At 44.8% G+C, this 17,109-nt stretch carries 11 protein-coding genes and 1 pseudogene; 6 read left to right on the top strand and 6 right to left on the bottom strand.

Going from position 1 to position 17,109, the window contains the following annotated elements; translation table 11 throughout:
• Positions 1-181: 181 nt before the first annotated feature.
• The 5 genes from SOHN41_RS06085 to SOHN41_RS06065 all read right to left on the bottom strand — a co-directional run bounded on the left by SOHN41_RS06085 (position 182) and on the right by SOHN41_RS06065 (position 6,841).
• The gene (locus SOHN41_RS06085) at positions 182-2,002 is read right to left on the bottom strand and encodes a M1 family metallopeptidase (protein WP_007646637.1); all 1,821 of its coding nucleotides are present in this window, start codon (positions 2,000-2,002) and stop codon (positions 182-184) included.
• A gap of 442 nt (positions 2,003-2,444) precedes the next feature.
• A complete protein-coding gene (locus SOHN41_RS06080; protein WP_007646636.1) occupies positions 2,445-3,416 on the bottom strand; it encodes a PstS family phosphate ABC transporter substrate-binding protein in 972 nt (323 codons plus the stop codon).
• Positions 3,417-3,641: 225 nt separating this feature from the next.
• The gene (phoR, locus tag SOHN41_RS06075) at positions 3,642-4,940 is read right to left on the bottom strand and encodes a phosphate regulon sensor histidine kinase PhoR (RefSeq protein ID WP_037458288.1); all 1,299 of its coding nucleotides are present in this window, start codon (positions 4,938-4,940) and stop codon (positions 3,642-3,644) included.
• Positions 4,941-5,020: 80 nt separating this feature from the next.
• The gene (phoB, locus tag SOHN41_RS06070) at positions 5,021-5,710 is read right to left on the bottom strand and encodes a phosphate regulon transcriptional regulator PhoB (RefSeq protein WP_007646631.1); all 690 of its coding nucleotides are present in this window, start codon (positions 5,708-5,710) and stop codon (positions 5,021-5,023) included.
• 186 nt (positions 5,711-5,896) lie between these two features.
• Positions 5,897-6,841, bottom strand: coding sequence for a porin (locus SOHN41_RS06065; RefSeq protein WP_037458286.1), 945 nt, complete (start codon positions 6,839-6,841; stop codon positions 5,897-5,899).
• Positions 6,842-7,132: 291 nt separating this feature from the next.
• Here SOHN41_RS06065 and rdgC point away from each other — a divergent pair, with 291 nt between their 5' ends.
• Positions 7,133-8,047: a recombination-associated protein RdgC gene (rdgC, locus tag SOHN41_RS06060; RefSeq protein ID WP_007646626.1), complete on the top strand. Its 915-nt coding sequence runs from the start codon at positions 7,133-7,135 to the stop codon at positions 8,045-8,047.
• Between the two features lie 219 nt (positions 8,048-8,266).
• Here the strand turns inward: rdgC and SOHN41_RS06055 are convergent, their stop codons facing one another.
• A complete protein-coding gene (locus tag SOHN41_RS06055; RefSeq protein ID WP_007646624.1) occupies positions 8,267-10,084 on the bottom strand; it encodes a M61 family metallopeptidase in 1,818 nt (605 codons plus the stop codon).
• Between the two features lie 134 nt (positions 10,085-10,218).
• On the opposite strand from SOHN41_RS06055, the pseudogene SOHN41_RS20580 reads away from it, so the two are divergent.
• The 5 genes and pseudogenes from SOHN41_RS20580 (at position 10,219) to SOHN41_RS06030 (ending at position 16,853) form a co-directional block, all read left to right on the top strand.
• Positions 10,219-12,383, top strand: a pseudogene (locus SOHN41_RS20580) (tetratricopeptide repeat protein).
• A 150-nt stretch (positions 12,384-12,533) separates the two neighbouring features.
• Positions 12,534-14,090 carry a GGDEF domain-containing protein gene (locus SOHN41_RS06045; RefSeq protein WP_007646618.1) on the top strand — a complete coding sequence of 519 codons (1,557 nt, stop codon included), beginning with the start codon at positions 12,534-12,536 and terminating at the stop codon, positions 14,088-14,090.
• A 56-nt stretch (positions 14,091-14,146) separates the two neighbouring features.
• The gene (gene ppnN, locus SOHN41_RS06040) at positions 14,147-15,502 is read left to right on the top strand and encodes a nucleotide 5'-monophosphate nucleosidase PpnN (RefSeq protein ID WP_007646616.1); all 1,356 of its coding nucleotides are present in this window, start codon (positions 14,147-14,149) and stop codon (positions 15,500-15,502) included.
• Between the two features lie 27 nt (positions 15,503-15,529).
• Positions 15,530-16,312: a flap endonuclease Xni gene (gene xni, locus SOHN41_RS06035; protein ID WP_007646614.1), complete on the top strand. Its 783-nt coding sequence runs from the start codon at positions 15,530-15,532 to the stop codon at positions 16,310-16,312.
• 112 nt (positions 16,313-16,424) lie between these two features.
• The gene (locus tag SOHN41_RS06030; protein WP_007646612.1) at positions 16,425-16,853 is read left to right on the top strand and encodes a DUF3192 domain-containing protein; all 429 of its coding nucleotides are present in this window, start codon (positions 16,425-16,427) and stop codon (positions 16,851-16,853) included.
• The last annotated feature ends 256 nt before the right edge of the window (positions 16,854-17,109 follow it).

The following is a 17,109-nucleotide window of genomic DNA, read 5'->3' as shown; positions in this document are numbered from 1 at the left end:
AGTTTCATCTTCTCAAATGACACAGTTTCTGTTTTAGCGCATTAAGTCGAATTGGTTGGTCGTTCATCATCATCTCCCTTTGGGGACACAATTGAGTACACGCTAGCGCATTGCATTCTTTGTATCCCATTCTGATTTGTTTGTGGCAACCATTGGTTGCCATTTTTTTATCCTAAATAGTTTAAAATCCTAATGATTTATCTAGTTGAACTTGAATAGAAGGGTGATAACCGGGGCGAGCCTTAGCATAGATATCTTTTAATTCAGTGTGATATCCCGCAATTTGCAACTCTGCATAGAGAGGTCGCACAAACTTACCTCGGCCAATATGCACCAAATATGCACTTAGCGCGGGTAAAACTGGATCATAATGATTACGGATCGCTACCCTAAACCAATCACAGGCAATTTCCGCATTCGTCGATTGGGTAAATAGGAAGGTTTCATCGAGATCCATCAGCTGTTCTTGGCTTAAGACTTCAGGCAATTGGGTTAAAAAATACTGCCAATGGTGAACTCGCCAACCCTTAACCGTTAATCGGCTCGCCACCTTACCCTGTAGGAAACATACCAGTTCATCATCGACTTTATCTAAGCTCGAGGAAGTCGGGCCACAATACCCTGCGGGTAAACCTTCACCATAAATCCACTCTAAAAGCTCGGTCTCACTTATTCTATCGGCATGCTCTTTGAGTAAAGTCTCCCTTGCATACTCGACAAAAACTTCGGTTGTGATCGCTTTAAAAGCAAAATGCGCCACATAACGATACAGAAATTGGTCAAAATTACTGCGTCCAAGCCTATGCTCTAAATCATGCACAAACATCGATGCCTTATCATAGGTAAAACGATTAAAGGCCAGATTAGGATCCCCCTCCTGCACATTCGCGGGCAAGGTTTGTCTGTGCTTAGGTAAGGAAGTCATTTCCTCTTTTAAACGGCCAAATTCGATTACCCACTCCAACTCGGCCTGTTCCTTACCGTAAACCGCTTCCACAATTCGATTGGTAAAATAGGTCGTAAAGCCCTCGTTTAACCAGAGATCTCGCCAAGTCGCATTGCTGACTAAATTCCCCGTCCACGAATGGGCCAACTCATGGGCCACGGTCGACACTAGACTCTTATCCCCTGCGATTAGGGTCGGTGTTAAAAAAGCGAGCCGCGGATTCTCCATTCCACCGAAGGGAAAGCTCGGTGGCAAGATAATCATGTCATAACGATCCCACACATAGGGACCGAGTAAAGACTCGGCAACGTCGAGCATGTGTTCGGTATCATCGAACTCACAAGCCGCGGCGGCGAGCATACTCGGCTCAGTATAAATCCCACTGCGAGGACCTATCGCTTGGAATGCGAGATCACCTACGGCGAGCGCCATAAGATGCGTAGGGATGGGCTTTTCCATCTGAAAACTAAATATACTATCGAGTGGCATTTCCGGATGGTTCATAGCACTCATCACGGCACGCATCCCTTTGGGGACTTGCACCTTAGCATCGAAGGTTATCCGCGCCTTAGGTGTATCCTGTAAAGGGATCCAGCTACGGGCGTTAATCGGCTGTGATTGGCTAAAAAGATAGGGGAGCTGCTTACCTGCGGTTTGCTCAGGCGTTAACCACTGCAACCCTTGAGCTTCTGGCGATGTTTTATAGTGAATACAGATGTGGTCACACTGGGAATTGGGTAAACTGATGACTAATTTTTGCCCCAGTATGGCGCTCGTTTCTTGAAGCGAATAGGCAAGGGACTCCCCCGTCAAAGTCGCCACTGATAATAGGATTAACTCCCGAGTGTCTAGCCATAATTCAGTGACTTGTTCCTGAAGGTAATGCAAAGAAAGTGTCGCTTTACCGACCAGACGCTGTTCGTCAAAATCAACAATCAGAGCCAATGACAGGTGGGTCACTTGCACCTCGTCACTATTGGCAAAAGAATGATAATCCCGAGTTAAATCCCAAGTTGTTGGAGTAGTTTCTTTTTGTAGTATTGGATCTAACGACATCGCCTCGATAACCTATATTTGATTAAGCTTCCTAGGCCATATTATCAACTGCGGATTTACAAACAATCAAATATCTTCTGGATATGTGACCAAATTTAGTTGACCACTACAGGCACAACTCACTGATACTTTTATTGAATAAAAATAAATAACAGAAAATAAGAAATTTTTTGCATTCTGTCTGAACTAATTTGAATACACCTAGTCAGATATTATGAACCGAATCTTTGCAATGAGCTTCTTCGTTCATCATCATTCTCCTTTAGATGGTTTCTAGCGCGACCGTCCCAAGATTCCGAATTGGAATTTACAGCAACCTACTTAGGTTGCTTTTTTTATGGGCAGTTTTATGACGCATTTCACCCTATCCCGGAGTATTTTTATATCAACCCCAAAAACAAAAAGGACCTCTAGGAGGTCCTTCGCTGTTTAGCTGGTTAGACTAGAGACGAATACCTACTTGCTCTAAATCTTTAGCAACTACGCTCTTAGGCAGAGTCACATAACCGTCTTTTTCTACCACTTGCTGACCTTGCTTAGACAGCACGTAACGGATGAATTCTTTTTCCATTGGTGCTAAGTCTTTGTTTGGTTGCTTGTTCACGTATACATATAAGTAACGTGATAATGGGTAAGTACCGTTAGCTGCGTTCTCTGCAGTTGCTTCGATAAAGTCGTTACCTTTCTTAGCAATGGCAACCGCTTTCACGCCAGCAGTTTTGTAACCGATACCAGAGTAACCTACTGCGTTAAGTGATTGAGAAACTGACTGAACCACAGAAGCTGAACCTGGTTGCTCGTTCACGTTAGCCTTAAAGTCACCTTTACACAGCGCGTGCTCTTTGAAGTAACCGTAAGTACCCGATACTGAGTTACGACCGTACAGTTGAACGTCTTTTGCTGACCAGTTACCGTCAAGACCTAATTCGCCCCAACGTTGGATGTCGCTGCTACCACATTTGTGAGTAGAAGAGAAAATACCGTCGACTTGTTCAACTGTTAACCCTTTGATTGGGTTGTCTTTATGTACGAATACCGCTAAGGCATCAATCGCTACACGAATTTGGGTTGGCTTATAACCATAATGCTTTTCAAACGCTTCAACTTCATTAGGCTTCATCTTACGGCTCATTGGGCCGAATTGTGAAGTGCCTTCGGTTAACGCTGGTGGCGCAGTAGAAGATCCAGCAGCTTGAATTTGGATATTAACGTTAGGATACATCTGTTTAAATTCTTCAGCCCACAGTGTCATCATATTGGCCAAAGTATCTGAACCTACAGATGAGAGGTTACCTGATACACCACTTGCTTTCTCGTACGTTGGCAGAGATGGGTCAATAGATGCCATGGCAGTGGCAGAGAATACACCAGCGGCTGTGAGAGTCATCGCGCCGACAAGCTTTTTCAGTTTCATTATGTGCTCCAGTAGTAAGCTAACTAATTTCTAACTTAAGTTTCTTCAGACGCAGCCAGTATCAATCGCTACAGTGACAATTCTATGTCGGTGATATGACACTTAGATGACAGTGTCACAATTTTATATTTTTTCAGTTCATATGCCTTCAGAGGTGAGATGCAAAAAATAAAACAGGCCATAATGACCTGTTTTAAAAAGAGTATTCACATGTACATTATGCGTTTATTTTTTGCGTTCGATTAAATGAAGTGGGATCACAAAGCTAAAAGTGCTGCCTTTACCCAATTCGCTACTAATATTTAACTCACTGTGATGGTGATTAAGTGCATGTTTCACGATCGCAAGCCCTAAACCACTACCACCGGTTTGCCTTGAGCGGGCACTGTCGACACGATAAAAGCGCTCAGTTAAGCGGTTAATATGTTGCGGGGCAATCCCTTCACCCGTATCTGTCACGCTAAAGAGTCCCCCCGTCGCCACGCTACGCCACTGTACAGTGATTTTTCCGCCCGGTTCTGTGTAACGAATGGCATTAGAAATCAAATTAGAACAGGCACTTCGAAGCTGCAATTCATTGCCATGGGAATCAAGTCCCGTCTCGCAGTAGAAACTCAGCTCGTATTTATCTTGGGCCAGAGCCTTCGCCTCCTCCTTCAACACTTCCATTAACTGCGCCATATTGACCGTATTTTCGAGGTTAATATCCGCCGCGTCCTCAATTCGCGATAACACTAATAACTGCTCGACCATGGACTGCATGCGCCGGGTTTGCTGCTGCATCAATGCCAGCGGCTTAGCGTTCATCGAATCGGGCTCTGCCATGCTTTGCATCATTTCCAGATACCCCTGCAGCACGGTCAACGGGGTTTTAAGTTCGTGTGACACATTGGCGACAAACTCTTTACGCATGCCTTCGAGTTGTCTTATCCGCGTAATATCCCGCGCAATTAACAGTAATTGCCTGTCACCATAGGCCATAATACGAATTTCGAGCAAACGCCTATCCGATACGGGCGAAGGTAACTCCAACGGCTCTTTGTATTGTGCGGATTTAATATAAGCGGAAAAATCGGGATGACGGATCAGGTTATCGATACGCTGACCATTATCCTGTGGCCAAACAAAACCTAGGATAAGTTGTGCTAACTTATTACACCATAAAATATTATGCTCTGAGTCGAGCACTACAGCGGCATCGGGTAGGGCCTCAGCCCCCTGGCGAAATCGGGCTAACAGTGCGGCCAATTGACCGACACGGCGACGATTCTTCCCTTGAAGGCGATAAATACCGTTAAACACCCCTTCCCAGCTACCACTACCCTGCGGCGGGGTGAGTTTTCTATCTCGCCATAACCAAAAGTTAAGGCGTGCTAATTGGCGATAATGCCACAACACTAGACCTAGCAGGCCGATAGTGAGTATCCAGAGGGGTTTCCCAACCAGTAAACCAAGTAGCAAACAAAGCAGTAGAAAAACGGCTAAGCGCGTAAATAACCGATACCCTGAATAAGAGTGAGACATAGATAAACCCAGACATCAGGCTAAATAGGAGGAGCACAAGATAGCCTAAAAGCCCACTTGTGCCTATCTCTTATTAGGCACTATATGCGTGTTGAAAAACGATAACCAGCACCACGAACCGTCTGGATCAAACGATCATGTCCAGATTCTTCAACGGCTTTACGAAGACGCCTAATATGCACGTCTACGGTCCTGTCTTCTACATACACGTTGGTTCCCCACACGTTATCGAGCAACTGTTCACGACTGTAGACACGTTCTGGATGCGTCATAAAAAAGTGCAACAAACGAAATTCGGTGGGCCCCATATCTAATACAGTCTCGCCCACACTCACCCTGTGACTCACAGGGTCGAGCAGCAAGCCTTGCACATCAATGGTTTCTTCTAAACGGGTAGGAGCACTACGACGCAATACGGCCTTAATTCGGGCGACTAGCTCTTTAGGGGAAAAGGGTTTAGTGATGTAATCATCGGCACCGACTTCAAGGCCTTTGACTTTATCTTCCTCTTCACCACGGGCGGTTAACATAATGATCGGAATTTGGCGGGTAAACTCATCCTGTTTCAAGCGTTTCGCCAATTGAATACCACTTCCGCCAGGAAACATCCAATCCAATAAAATCAGATCGGGGTAAGGCTCCTTTAGCAGCGCAATGGCCGAATCAAAATCCTCCGCCGCAGAGGTCGTAAACCCATGCTGTTCCATTACAAAAGTCAGCATCTCACGGATGGCTAACTCATCTTCTACTATCAATATCCTTGCAGTCATAAGTGATTTTCTGTCAGTGAATGTCAACACGGCTATTATTAGTCATTTTTATTACAGATTTATGAATAAGCGTGCCGCACAGGCCATATAGTAGCGATATTTGTCATAATAAGTTTATATAACTGTTTGTTTAGCGCAATAAAAAAGGAGGCTATATGCCTCCTTAATTGAACCTTAATGCCGGATTTAGAATTTGTGTTCTAAACCAACACCAATGTATTTGTCATCATCGGCAGCGGCTTCTAATGAACGATTAGTGTAAAAAGCAAATAATTTCGTTGGTTTACCTAAGCTGTAATCCGCACCCACAGACCATGAATCACCTTTGTCTTCCATGTCTTGGTATTGTGCTTTCAAAGTGACAGCATTGATATCATAAGCCGCACTGAGCAGGTAACCATTAATGCTATCGGTCGTTACTGGCAATGCGTTTTTATAGGTCTCTTCCTGCTGCTGATACATACCACCTAAAGTGAAATCAGCGATTTTACCTTGTACCGTAGCACGAACAATTTCATAACCTTTCACATCTGAATCGTAAGCGATTGCAGCATAGAAAGGTGATTTTTTCAGTTTAGCGTCACCGTACATGGCCGCTAAGCTGAAACCGTCTTGACTTTGTTGGTCAGCATCGCCTTCAGCAGCATAGGTAGCACCAAATACGAAACCACCAAATGAAGGAGTTAGGTAAGTAGCAGTTTGGCCTAAACGGTTTTCACCTTTAAACAGGCTTTTTATGTCGCCAGAAAGGTCATTGAATTGGTCAACATTACCTTGAGAGATTTTCAGCAGTGTGTCGTTACGACCCACAGAGAACGAACCAAAGGAGCCTTTCAAGCCAACGAATTGATTACGGGCTTTAAAGTTGTCGCTCGTCGCAGCACCAGTATCAACTTCATATTCAACTGTATAGAAAGCTTGTAACGAGCTAGACAGTTCGAAATCACCCTTCACACCAAAACGAGAAGCATTACTTTGAATAGTTGTTGTAGCATCACCTTTCTCATCATTTGATTGAGCGGTGACATTCAACTTACCATAAACAGTCAGTGGCTCAGCGGCATAAGCTGAAGCCAGAGTTGCAGAAGCTAGCGCAGAAGCAAGTAGAGTTTTACAAAAAACGTTCATCATTTAATCCTTTCGACGTTATGTTCGTCTTGGTTATTGGTTTGGAACGACCGAAAGTGTGCAATGAATGTGTTTCAGTTTTATTTCAAATGTGACAACTTGGGTTTAATCATTGGGATTCACCTGACATCTCGAAATAAAAAGCCAATAACCACAAGGGTTACAGCGGGATTTTTTTCAATGTTACAATTTGATGAATTCTGTATCTGGGTAAAGATTTGACTGTTTCGCACAGGTTTACCCAGCTCCAACTATGCCGTAAACTGCCACTTTATTTTCCAATGAGCGCTTCTTATGTGGTTTAAAAATCTTACTCTTTATCGTTTCAATAAACCTTTTGCCGTCGAAACTGAAACTCTTGAAACTGCGCTGGCCGATTTCACTTTTTCTCCGTGCTCAAGCCAAGATGTCAGTAAATTTGGCTTCTCCAACGCACTGGGCAAACAAGGCAGTTCATTGGTACACAGCGCCAATAATCGCCATCTGATCTGTGTGACCAAAGAAGAAAAAATTCTCCCCGGCCAAGTCATCAAAGAAGCCTTGGAAGAAAAAGTCACCCTCATCGAAGATGAAGAAAATCGAAAACTCGCGAAAAAAGAAAAAGATGCGCTCAAAGATGAAATCATCACTAGCTTACTACCACGGGCTTTTTCACGCCGTAGCCAGACTCACGCACTGATTTTACCAGAGCTTGAAATGATCCTCGTCGATAGCTCAAGCGCCACTAAGGCCGAAGAATTATTAGCCTTATTACGTAAAGCCTTAGGCAGTTTACCCGTGATCCCTTTGAGCTTTAAAGCGCCTGTTGAATCCCATTTAACCGAATGGTTAAAGAATGGCAGCGCGCCATTACCCTTTGAGATGCAAGATGAAGCTGAACTTAAATCCGCCGCCGACGAAGGCGGAATCGTTCGCTTTAAGCAGCAGGATCTTAAGGAAGATGAAGTATTAGCCCACCTCGCCACGGGCAAAGAAGTCCATAAGATAGCCCTGCACTTTGGACAATCAATCGCCCTACTGTTGCAATCGGACGCCAGTGTTAAGCGCCTTAAGTTTTCTGAAGAATTTAGAGCGGGTAACGACGAAGTGGGCACCGATGACCCAATGGCCCGTTTAGATGCCGACTTTGCCTTGATGGGCAGTGAGTTAGTCGCCTTGATGCATGCACTCGTTGCAGCACTCGGTGGACTCGAAGAAGCGCAAGTTTAAGCCTCAGCGAGTGAGTTAAGCTAAATTTGCGACTCGCTCGTATGAGTGAGTTGAAAGACAGAATAACAAAAGGCGCACCTTCCAAATGAGGGCGCGCCTTTTTTATGACAGTTAAACGCCTAAAGTTAAGGCATTTAGCTTAATCGCATTAAGCCGAATCACTTGATTTAGTTACTAACTTTAGGCACTAGCATTAGGCACTAACTTTAATCACTAGTGTCAGTCATTGGCTTTAGACTCTAACTCGCCTTTATTATCGAACGGCCAATCAATGCCCAACCAAGCCTTGAAGAAGGCTTTTTGTTGCTTAGTCGCTTTCGCATTGCCCTTGAGCACTAGCTTGCCGCTTTGCTGTTCACCCAGAATGAGCTTAACCTGCTTGATCTTATCGTTACTGAATAATGTCACTTCAATGCTATCGCCAGTCTTAAAGTCTTTGATGCGCTTATCAAAACCCGCAGCAGTCACCTTAAGACCATTAATCGCTAATACTTCATCCCCCGCGACAATCCCCGCCTTCCACGCTGGGCCATTACGCAGCACTTGGTCTAACACTAAAGAGCCATGGGTGCTGCTTAACGTCATGCCGGCAAATGCCTCGGCTTTTGAATCTTTGCCATAGGACATCACTAACCCAGCCTGCGATAACAGCTCAGGGAAATCTAAACTCATCGGGCTATTCACATTTCCCTGCCACCAAGGCGCATAATCTTTGCCGGATAAATCCTGCAATATGTGCTGCACATCGTCAACACTATAGCCCTTTGGCACACGGTGATCTTGATATAAACGGCGATGCACATCGCGGTATGAATGCTTCAGTTTAGTATCTTGCAGCAGCGAAAAATCTAACGCTAAGGAAGTTAAGTAACCCTCAGAGTAGATATTCACACTGTGATTAATCGCATAATCGCCGCCCGTGCTGCTCCACTCCCCGGCACTCGCCTCGGCAACAGATTGAGTTTCGCGCCCAGGATTGAGCTGGTTTTTCTCAACGCGTTTCGCTAAGTCTTCGAGGAACTCTTTAGGCGTCATCACCCCAGCACGCAGCAGTAACTGGCCTTGGAAATAACTGGTAGAGCCTTCGGCCATCCACAGTAATTCCGTCATGTTTTCATGCTGATAATCGTAGGGCACAAGTCCCGCAGGACGATAGGCTTTTACGTTCCAAGTATGGATAAACTCATGGGATGCAGTGCTGATAAAGCGTAGGTAATCCTTGCGCTCACGGAAACTAAAACGCGGCAACTGGATAACGGTAGAGTTTAAATGTTCTGTCGCACCACTGGCGCCGCTGGTGGCATGCACCATATATACATAACGATCAAAAGGATAATCGTCCCAAATCGCCTTAGCCTGATCACTTAATGCCGTTAAATCCTTAACGACTTTATCGGCGTCATAATTGCCTTCCCCCCAAAATACCAACTCATAGTTTTTGCCATTAGCACTGAATTGCTTATGGGTGCTCACACCCGTTTCGATAGGGGAATCAATTAACACATCATAATTGGGAGCAACGAAAGAATGTGAGGCATTGCCCGAAGCCATACCAGAGTAACTTTGCCACGTTTGAGGGACGTTCAATTGAACCGATACAGGCTCAGAGCGAAATTGCGGGCTATACATGAATACACCGCTGGCATCTAAGTACGCGTGGCTCGCATCGATATGCCGCACTCTTTGGCCAAGCTCATTAGCATACAATTGATAACTGACGGTGACACTCGTTGGTTGGCTGAGTAAAACTTGCCATTCACCGCTGGCGGTGCGCTTCCATGGGAGAGCCTGGCCTTGGCTATCTTGAGCTTTGAATAAACGGACACCGTCGGATAGGGGCAATACTTGATATTTCCCCGTTCGCCACACAGGCAAATTAACGGTTAAATCACTCACGTTCACATGCGGAAAAGTCACACTCACCTGAGCCAAATGCTGCTCTGGCTGACTCAGCTCAATTTGATAATCTACATCAGCCCACACATTGGCCGAAAATAATGCACTTAATACCAAGATTGATAATCTGTTGGGTTTCACTCTTGCTTCCTTCTGTTATTATGTTTCTTATGATTTTCCCAAGTATAACAAGTCGATGTAGCATCCTCATTAGGCGCTAACAAACGCTAACAAAATAAATGCCTTGATTTAGGAAATATGGGATCCCCCTTCAAATGCATAAACTCATCATTATTCTCGTAGCCTTGTTGATGTCAGCATCCTTTAGCACCCTAGGACGCGATCTCGAATCGGAAGAGATAGAACTGCGTGAAACCCCGCAGAAAATGTACGACACCTTAAATAAATCGATCTCTTTTCCTATCGTCTTTAAAAACCGTGAACAGTTCGAACGCGCCGCCAAGGAACAAGGCTATAACCCCGATGAGTTTCAACATATTTTGCAACTGCTCGCAAGACTCAATATGGAGCCAAATGTTAAATCTAAGGTTGGATTTCAAGATGCCAAGACGTTAATCGAACTCCTCGCTAACATTGCCCAATCCCCCCTTGAGCAAGCAACAGTTTCCATGCTGCGAGGGCGTTACCTTGGGCGAACAGAGCAAAAATATCAAGAAGCGATTACCTTCTATAATGAAGCCTTGACTCGCATTAATGACAGCTTCGATATTGAAGCCATGTTGCTCAAACATACGATTCAGGAACATTTAGGTGGCTTACATTTAGTGCTCCGCCAAGACGTGCCAGCGTTAATGCACTTTCATACCTACAGGGACATTGCCTACAAGCTCAGAAATGATTATTTAATTGCGGCAGCAGAATCAAAACTTGGTCATTATTACAATAAAAATCAACAACTCACTAAATCATTACAACATTATAGCGAAGCCATTCGGATTTCAAATCGCTCCAACTATCCCTCGATGAAAACCCATCTTCAGCTACAACTTGCCAAGGTATATCGAGACTTAAAACAATGGGATGAGGCACTAAATAATGCCCATGAGGCCGCGGCTGGCTTTAAAAAACTCGGCAATGACACCTATCTATCAAGCTGTATGACAGTAATAGCTATGGTATACGGCGAGCAAGGGGATTGGAATAAAGCAATCGATTACTACCTCAACGCCCAACAATTAGATGCTAAACGAGGCAACTATATCGCCCAAGGTCTCAACTTTCATAACCTTGGCCAAGCGTATTCAAACATTGATGACAATAGTAGTGCCCTAAAGTATTTATTGATGGCAAACCAAATATTTAAGGAAAAAATAGCCATCACTATCTCGTCTACAATGAACTCTTAATTGGGGAAATAGCCCAAGCCAAGGAAGATTGGCCACTGATGATGGCCCATGCCGACAACGCCTTGGCCCTCGCCAACGAGTTAAAGCTCGCGGATGAACAAAAATCCGCATTGACACAAATCGCCCTCTCCGCCGAAAAATTAGGGGATCAAGGTAAGACAATTGCCACCCAAAAACGCATTATCGAACTGAGCCAACAGACGCAAACACCCGAAAAAGACTCTGCAGTATCGGCCTCTGCCCTCGCGGAGCAGCAACTTAAGCTCGAACTCGGTATGCTGCGGGGTAAGCTTGACGATACTATTCAAGCATCAAAAAACGCCAATATACTCCTAGCTATCTGTGGAGTGATTGCAGTTATCCTCATGATAACAATCATTATACTATTCAATCGTCACCGAAAAATGCACGCCCAAAACGAGGTTCTAATACAATTAAGCCAAGAAGAACAGTTTACCCATCACTTAGGCTATGCCGCCCTGCTTGCCCATTTAGGTGATAGACGTTCAAATCAACGTCCCACAATGGCCCTCGGTTTAATTGAATTCCAAGGATATCTAGCCTCAGATATCAATCATGGCCAATACTTTGCTAATGCCGTAATGACACAGCTCGCTGATCTCATATCAGAAACCTTATCCATGCCTGTTTATGTGATTAGGCAAGGGGTTTTGGCCGTACGATTTACCGAGAGTATTGAGCCGCAGCACGTTATCACACGCATGCGACAACAACTGGATGAGCGGCAACTAACGCAGACCTTTAATCTTGGATTTATCCACTTGCCCTTGCTCGCCAAATCAGAAATGAAAGTAGCCCCTAAATTGCAATTTGAAACCGTACAAATGGCACTAGCCTGTGCCCGCAGTTTACCTACAAATAGGGATCATTTTGTCACCCTTAGGGCACTGAATTTTGTGCCCCCTAGCCTTTTTGCTAACCCACTATTCCTACACCTTGAGAAAGGGATCGAACGCGGGCTTATCCGAGTCGAAACCAACGGCAATAAAGAGGAAATTCACTGGCCTTGCTGGGAAAATAATCAAGATAGGCATTTATTGGAAAATATTTGATCAATATCAGCAATTAATCACAGACACACGGGCAAACAGATTTGCACTCTACAGCCGTTGTTATAACATTAGTAGCATGAGAGTTAATAGCTAATCTGGACAGAGGATCATCATGCTTTTTAGCCTTGCAGAGCTAGGAAAACACTCCGGATGAAGGATTCCAACGCGACAGTTTCACAACTTGCATTACTTCAACAAAAACTTCACTCGGCTAAACTCGCCCTAGATGAAGTCAATGAGGATAGAAATGCCAAGTTACAAACGTTACTCCAATTTATTGGCCATTTAAGTCTCGCCTGCAAAGGGCAAAATCTTGAACTGGATAATAAGCTCGCCAAACTACGCCATAACTTAAACACGTTTGAGCGTGTCGATGAAGCATTGCCAGAATTAGTCGATGTCGAACGCTTACTAAAAGGCCAGTACCACCATGTGATGGTACAGCTCGAAGAGAGTCGAACAGGCCTTGCACAGGTGGTCCGTCAGATCCAAAGGGTCAACTCTGCCCCTGAAAAGCTAAAAAAAGAAGTTAACTATTTCAAACAGGATCTCGCCAAACCGTTTCACACGGTTTGGGAGTATATTCCTAAAGTAAAACAAATCATTGGCTTCTACGAAACCATCTTACAGCAGCAGTTTAACGAATCTGAAAAACTCGATGTTCTCCCCAAGCACCGACAACTCGCCCATGAGTTGGCGCAAATGATTTCGGAAATCGAATTTCGTAAAGATCAGCGGGACCAAGTCTTAGTCATTAAAGAAGTGCTGGCATCGGATATCGAAGTCGACAGTTTGCTCGAGGCCTACCAGACGATTTTAGCCTTACTGCTCGACAATATCGCCCGTGAAAAATCGGCATCGCAGGAATTTTTATACGCCCTGAACGATGCCTTAACTGCGGTGCGAGAAGTCGTCACAGAGTCTTATAACCACAATCAGCGCAGTTTCCAACTTAAGACCCAGCTCAATCGTGAGATCAACACCCGCGTCGATAACGCCGGTGAGATTATCATCGATGTGGAAGACATCGTCGATCTCAAGGCGCAACTTACCGAGCAGCTCAATTCGATTCGTTCAGCCCTTGCCCGCAAAGAAGCCCTCGAACAAAGGGAGCAGGCTTTACTACGTAAGTCGATGGAGACCATGCGTAAAGAGCTCAATGAACTGAGCTCTGAGGCTAACACCTATAAAGAGCGTTTGTTCGAGCAGCAAAAACTCAATTTACTCGATAGCCTAACGCAGCTGCCTAACCGTGCCGCCTTAGAAGAGCGCATGGAGCTAGAATACCGCAACTATCAACGCCATAAGGGCCCTCTCTGGGTGGCGGTTGCCGATATTGATCACTTTAAAACGATCAATGACAGTTTTGGCCACAGCACAGGTGATAAAACGCTGCAGGTTATCGCCATGGCACTCAAAAATTCACTCAGAGACACTGAGTTTGTCGCCCGTTATGGCGGCGAAGAATTTGTACTTTTACTCCCAGATGTTGGCAATGGCGATATTGTTCAACTTTTAAACAGGGTGAGGGAGAAAGTAAAAAATATTCCATTTAAATTTAAAAATCAGAGAATTACAGTTACAGTATCTATAGGGGCAGCGCAGGTTATGGGGAATGAACTCATACATGAAACTTTTGAGCGCGCCGACGCAGCACTCTACAAAGCAAAACATGAAAGCAGAGACAGGGTTGTGATAGACGTATAATTAGATTCAACTATACGTCTCCTCTTATCACTCCTGTCGAAACGAAGGAGTGGTAAATGATAGTAAGAATAAGCCCAAAAGGTAGCATGGATCAGCTTTCACAACTCGAAGTTGATCGCCTTAAAAAAAGCGCCAAAAGCGCACTATATCAACTATATCGTAACTGCTCATTAGCCGTGCTTGCTGCGGGTTCAAAAACCGATAACTCGAAAGCCTTATTCGAGCAATATCATAATTTCGATATAAACGTCCTGCAGCGAGAACGCGGCGTAAAATTAGAACTCATTAATCCCCCAGAACAAGCCTTTGTCGATGGCCAAATCATCATAGGTATTCAAGAGCATCTGTTCGCTGTACTCAGGGACATTCTCTATATCAGCGATAAATACGATACGCTGAAGCACATCAATTTGACCAATGCGAATCATATTACCAACGTTGTATTTGATATTCTGCGCAATGCTAGGGCAATTGCACCGATGAAGGATCCCAACGTGGTTGTGTGCTGGGGCGGCCACAGTATCAACGCCGTCGAATATCAATACACCCGCGAGGTGGGTTACCAACTCGGGCTAAGGGAGCTGGATATCTGTACTGGTTGCGGGCCAGGGGCGATGGAAGGACCGATGAAAGGTGCGGCCATCGGCCATGCAAAACAAAGAGTTAAAAACGCGCGTTATATAGGATTGACTGAACCCAGTATTATCGCCGCCGAGCCGCCCAACCAAATCGTCAATGAACTTGTTATCCTACCCGATATCGAAAAACGTCTGGAAGCCTTCGTACGTTTGGGTCACGGCATTATTATTTTCCCCGGCGGTGCGGGCACGACTGAAGAACTACTCTATATTCTAGGTATTTTGCTAAATAAAGAAAACCAAGAAACCCCCTTCCCGCTCGTGCTCACTGGGCCCACGGAAAGTACGGATTACTTTAGTAAAATAGATGAATTTATTGGGGCAACATTAGGAACTGAAGCACAGAAAAAATACCAAATTATCATAGACAATCCCGCTGAGGTGGCAAGGGTGATGAAACAAGGTATGGAGCAAGTCAAAACCTACCGCCGCGCCACGGGCGATGCCTACCAATACCAATGGGCACTGAAAATTGAGCCTGAATTCCAATTACCTTTTATACCAACCCACGAAGTCATGGCAAATTTGGATTTACACTTCCAAACCAATAAAGCCGACCTCGCCGCCAATCTTCGCAAAGCATTCTCGGGTATAGTAGCGGGTAATGTAAAAGCGGATACGATCAAACATGTTGAGCGTTTTGGCCCCTTCCTATTAAAAGGTGATCCCCGTTTAATGGCGCTGATGGACAATCTACTGAACGCATTCGTCACCCAACACAGGATGAAACTGCCGGGAAGCACCTATGTTCCCTGCTATAAGATAGTCAAATAGCGTCAGTTAACTCATGCAAATTTGCCAATGAATAAATTTTTAATCATCGATGGTCTCAATTTGGTTCGCCGTATTTATGCGGCGATCCCCGATGAGAACGATATGGCTAGCCTTAAGGAGCGTGTCAGTGCTGCATGCTCAAAACTGCTGCGCGTGCACCAGCCAACCCATGTCGCTATCGTCTGGGATGGCGATGAGATTTCCTGGCGAAAACAGCTTTACCCCGATTATAAAAAGGGCCGTAAACCTATGCCAGAACCGCTGGCAGAGGGGCTTACTGCGCTGCAGGAGCATTTAACATCAATAGGCATAGGCTCCATTTATGCCGCCGCCGAGGCCGATGATGTTATCGCCACCTTAGCGATGAAAACCGCCAAGGCACAGGGAGAAGCTATTATCGTTTCAACCGATAAGGGTTTTAGTCAGTTAAATCATGTCCGTATAAACCAGTGGGATCATTTTAATCAACAATACCTCGATATCGCCGCACTAGAGCAAAAGCTTGGGGTCGAACGGAGCCAGTTTCTCGATTTAATGGCGCTAGCCGGTGATAGCGGCAATAAAATTCCCGGCATCCCAGGGATTGGCCCCAAATCGGCGGCTGAGCTATTAAAAACCTTTAGAACCTTAAGCACACTCTTTTCATCTTTGCCTAACTTAGGCGCTAAGCAAGCGAAGAAACTGGCCGAAGGCAAAGAAATGGCACGCCTCAGTTACAAACTGGCGCAATTGCAAACAGATTTGCCCCTCAATATCAATTTAAAAGACTTCCGAGTAAGCGGCGCACATCGAGCCCCTAACATAGAGTAATAAGAATCTTGTTAACACTAAGTTGCAATAAACGCATTTACCTTAAGGCTACAAAAGCGTATTTTATTGGCGAGCTAGGAAGACTCACTTGATGAGGAAAGGATAAGGTTAAATGAAATCAAAAACTTCGGTAATTATTGGCAGTATATTCGCCGCCTATGTGGCCTTTGTCGCAGTGGTAGTACTCGTCTATGAACCCACCCCGGATGAAATGGATTGGGAAGACAGGCAAGTCTATAACAGCCAAAAAATGACTGATTTAAGCCTAGGGCAGGATATTACCGAGGTGAAGTCGCTATTGGGAAAAGCGGATTTTTCAGAGGCCAAGGCAGTTCAAGAAACACAATTACAAGTGCTCTTTTATCGCACTCACCATGAGAAATCCGATGGTATCACCACTAAAGAAGAATGCACTCCTCTCATTTTTAAGAATAATAAGCTCATGGCCTGGGGTGAGGATACCTATAAACAGTATCTCGATGCCGGAACGGATGTTGTCAGTCCCACAGCCAAAGAGACTGAGACTAGCAGCAAAAACTAACTTTGCTCTGGCACTGTTATCGCAATAAGTTAAGTGCCATAAGCATGTTAAGCAGTTTTGAAAATGGCAGTGCGATATCAATTCATTGCCATCTATAACTACAAATGCCTCAACACAAGACAGTTGAGTTACGCGCATTACGTATTAATTGTCATTGCTTCCCCAGTGACACGCCGCCCCTTTATTTAACAAGAAGTGTCCCTGAGGGCTCTACTAAAACATATATGGACCCATCCGGTTTGCAAGACATTCGATA

This window comes from Shewanella sp. HN-41, from assembly GCF_000217915.1.
GTDB lineage: Bacteria > Pseudomonadota > Gammaproteobacteria > Enterobacterales > Shewanellaceae > Shewanella.
This window is presented reverse-complemented; position numbering and strand designations above follow the sequence as displayed.

Excerpts from the sequence above, each read along its gene's own strand:
- SOHN41_RS06085 (WP_007646637.1), bottom strand. The coding sequence starts at position 2,002 with ATGTCGTTAGATCCAATACTACAAAAAGAAACTACTCCAACAACTTGG.
- SOHN41_RS06080 (WP_007646636.1), bottom strand. The coding sequence starts at position 3,416 with ATGAAACTGAAAAAGCTTGTCGGCGCGATGACTCTCACAGCCGCTGGT.
- phoR (WP_037458288.1), bottom strand. The coding sequence starts at position 4,940 with ATGTCTCACTCTTATTCAGGGTATCGGTTATTTACGCGCTTAGCCGTT.
- phoB (WP_007646631.1), bottom strand. The coding sequence starts at position 5,710 with ATGACTGCAAGGATATTGATAGTAGAAGATGAGTTAGCCATCCGTGAG.
- SOHN41_RS06065 (WP_037458286.1), bottom strand. The coding sequence starts at position 6,841 with ATGATGAACGTTTTTTGTAAAACTCTACTTGCTTCTGCGCTAGCTTCT.
- rdgC (WP_007646626.1), top strand. The coding sequence starts at position 7,133 with ATGTGGTTTAAAAATCTTACTCTTTATCGTTTCAATAAACCTTTTGCC.
- SOHN41_RS06045 (WP_007646618.1), top strand. The coding sequence starts at position 12,534 with ATGAAGGATTCCAACGCGACAGTTTCACAACTTGCATTACTTCAACAA.
- ppnN (WP_007646616.1), top strand. The coding sequence starts at position 14,147 with ATGATAGTAAGAATAAGCCCAAAAGGTAGCATGGATCAGCTTTCACAA.
- xni (WP_007646614.1), top strand. The coding sequence starts at position 15,530 with ATGAATAAATTTTTAATCATCGATGGTCTCAATTTGGTTCGCCGTATT.
- SOHN41_RS06030 (WP_007646612.1), top strand. The coding sequence starts at position 16,425 with ATGAAATCAAAAACTTCGGTAATTATTGGCAGTATATTCGCCGCCTAT.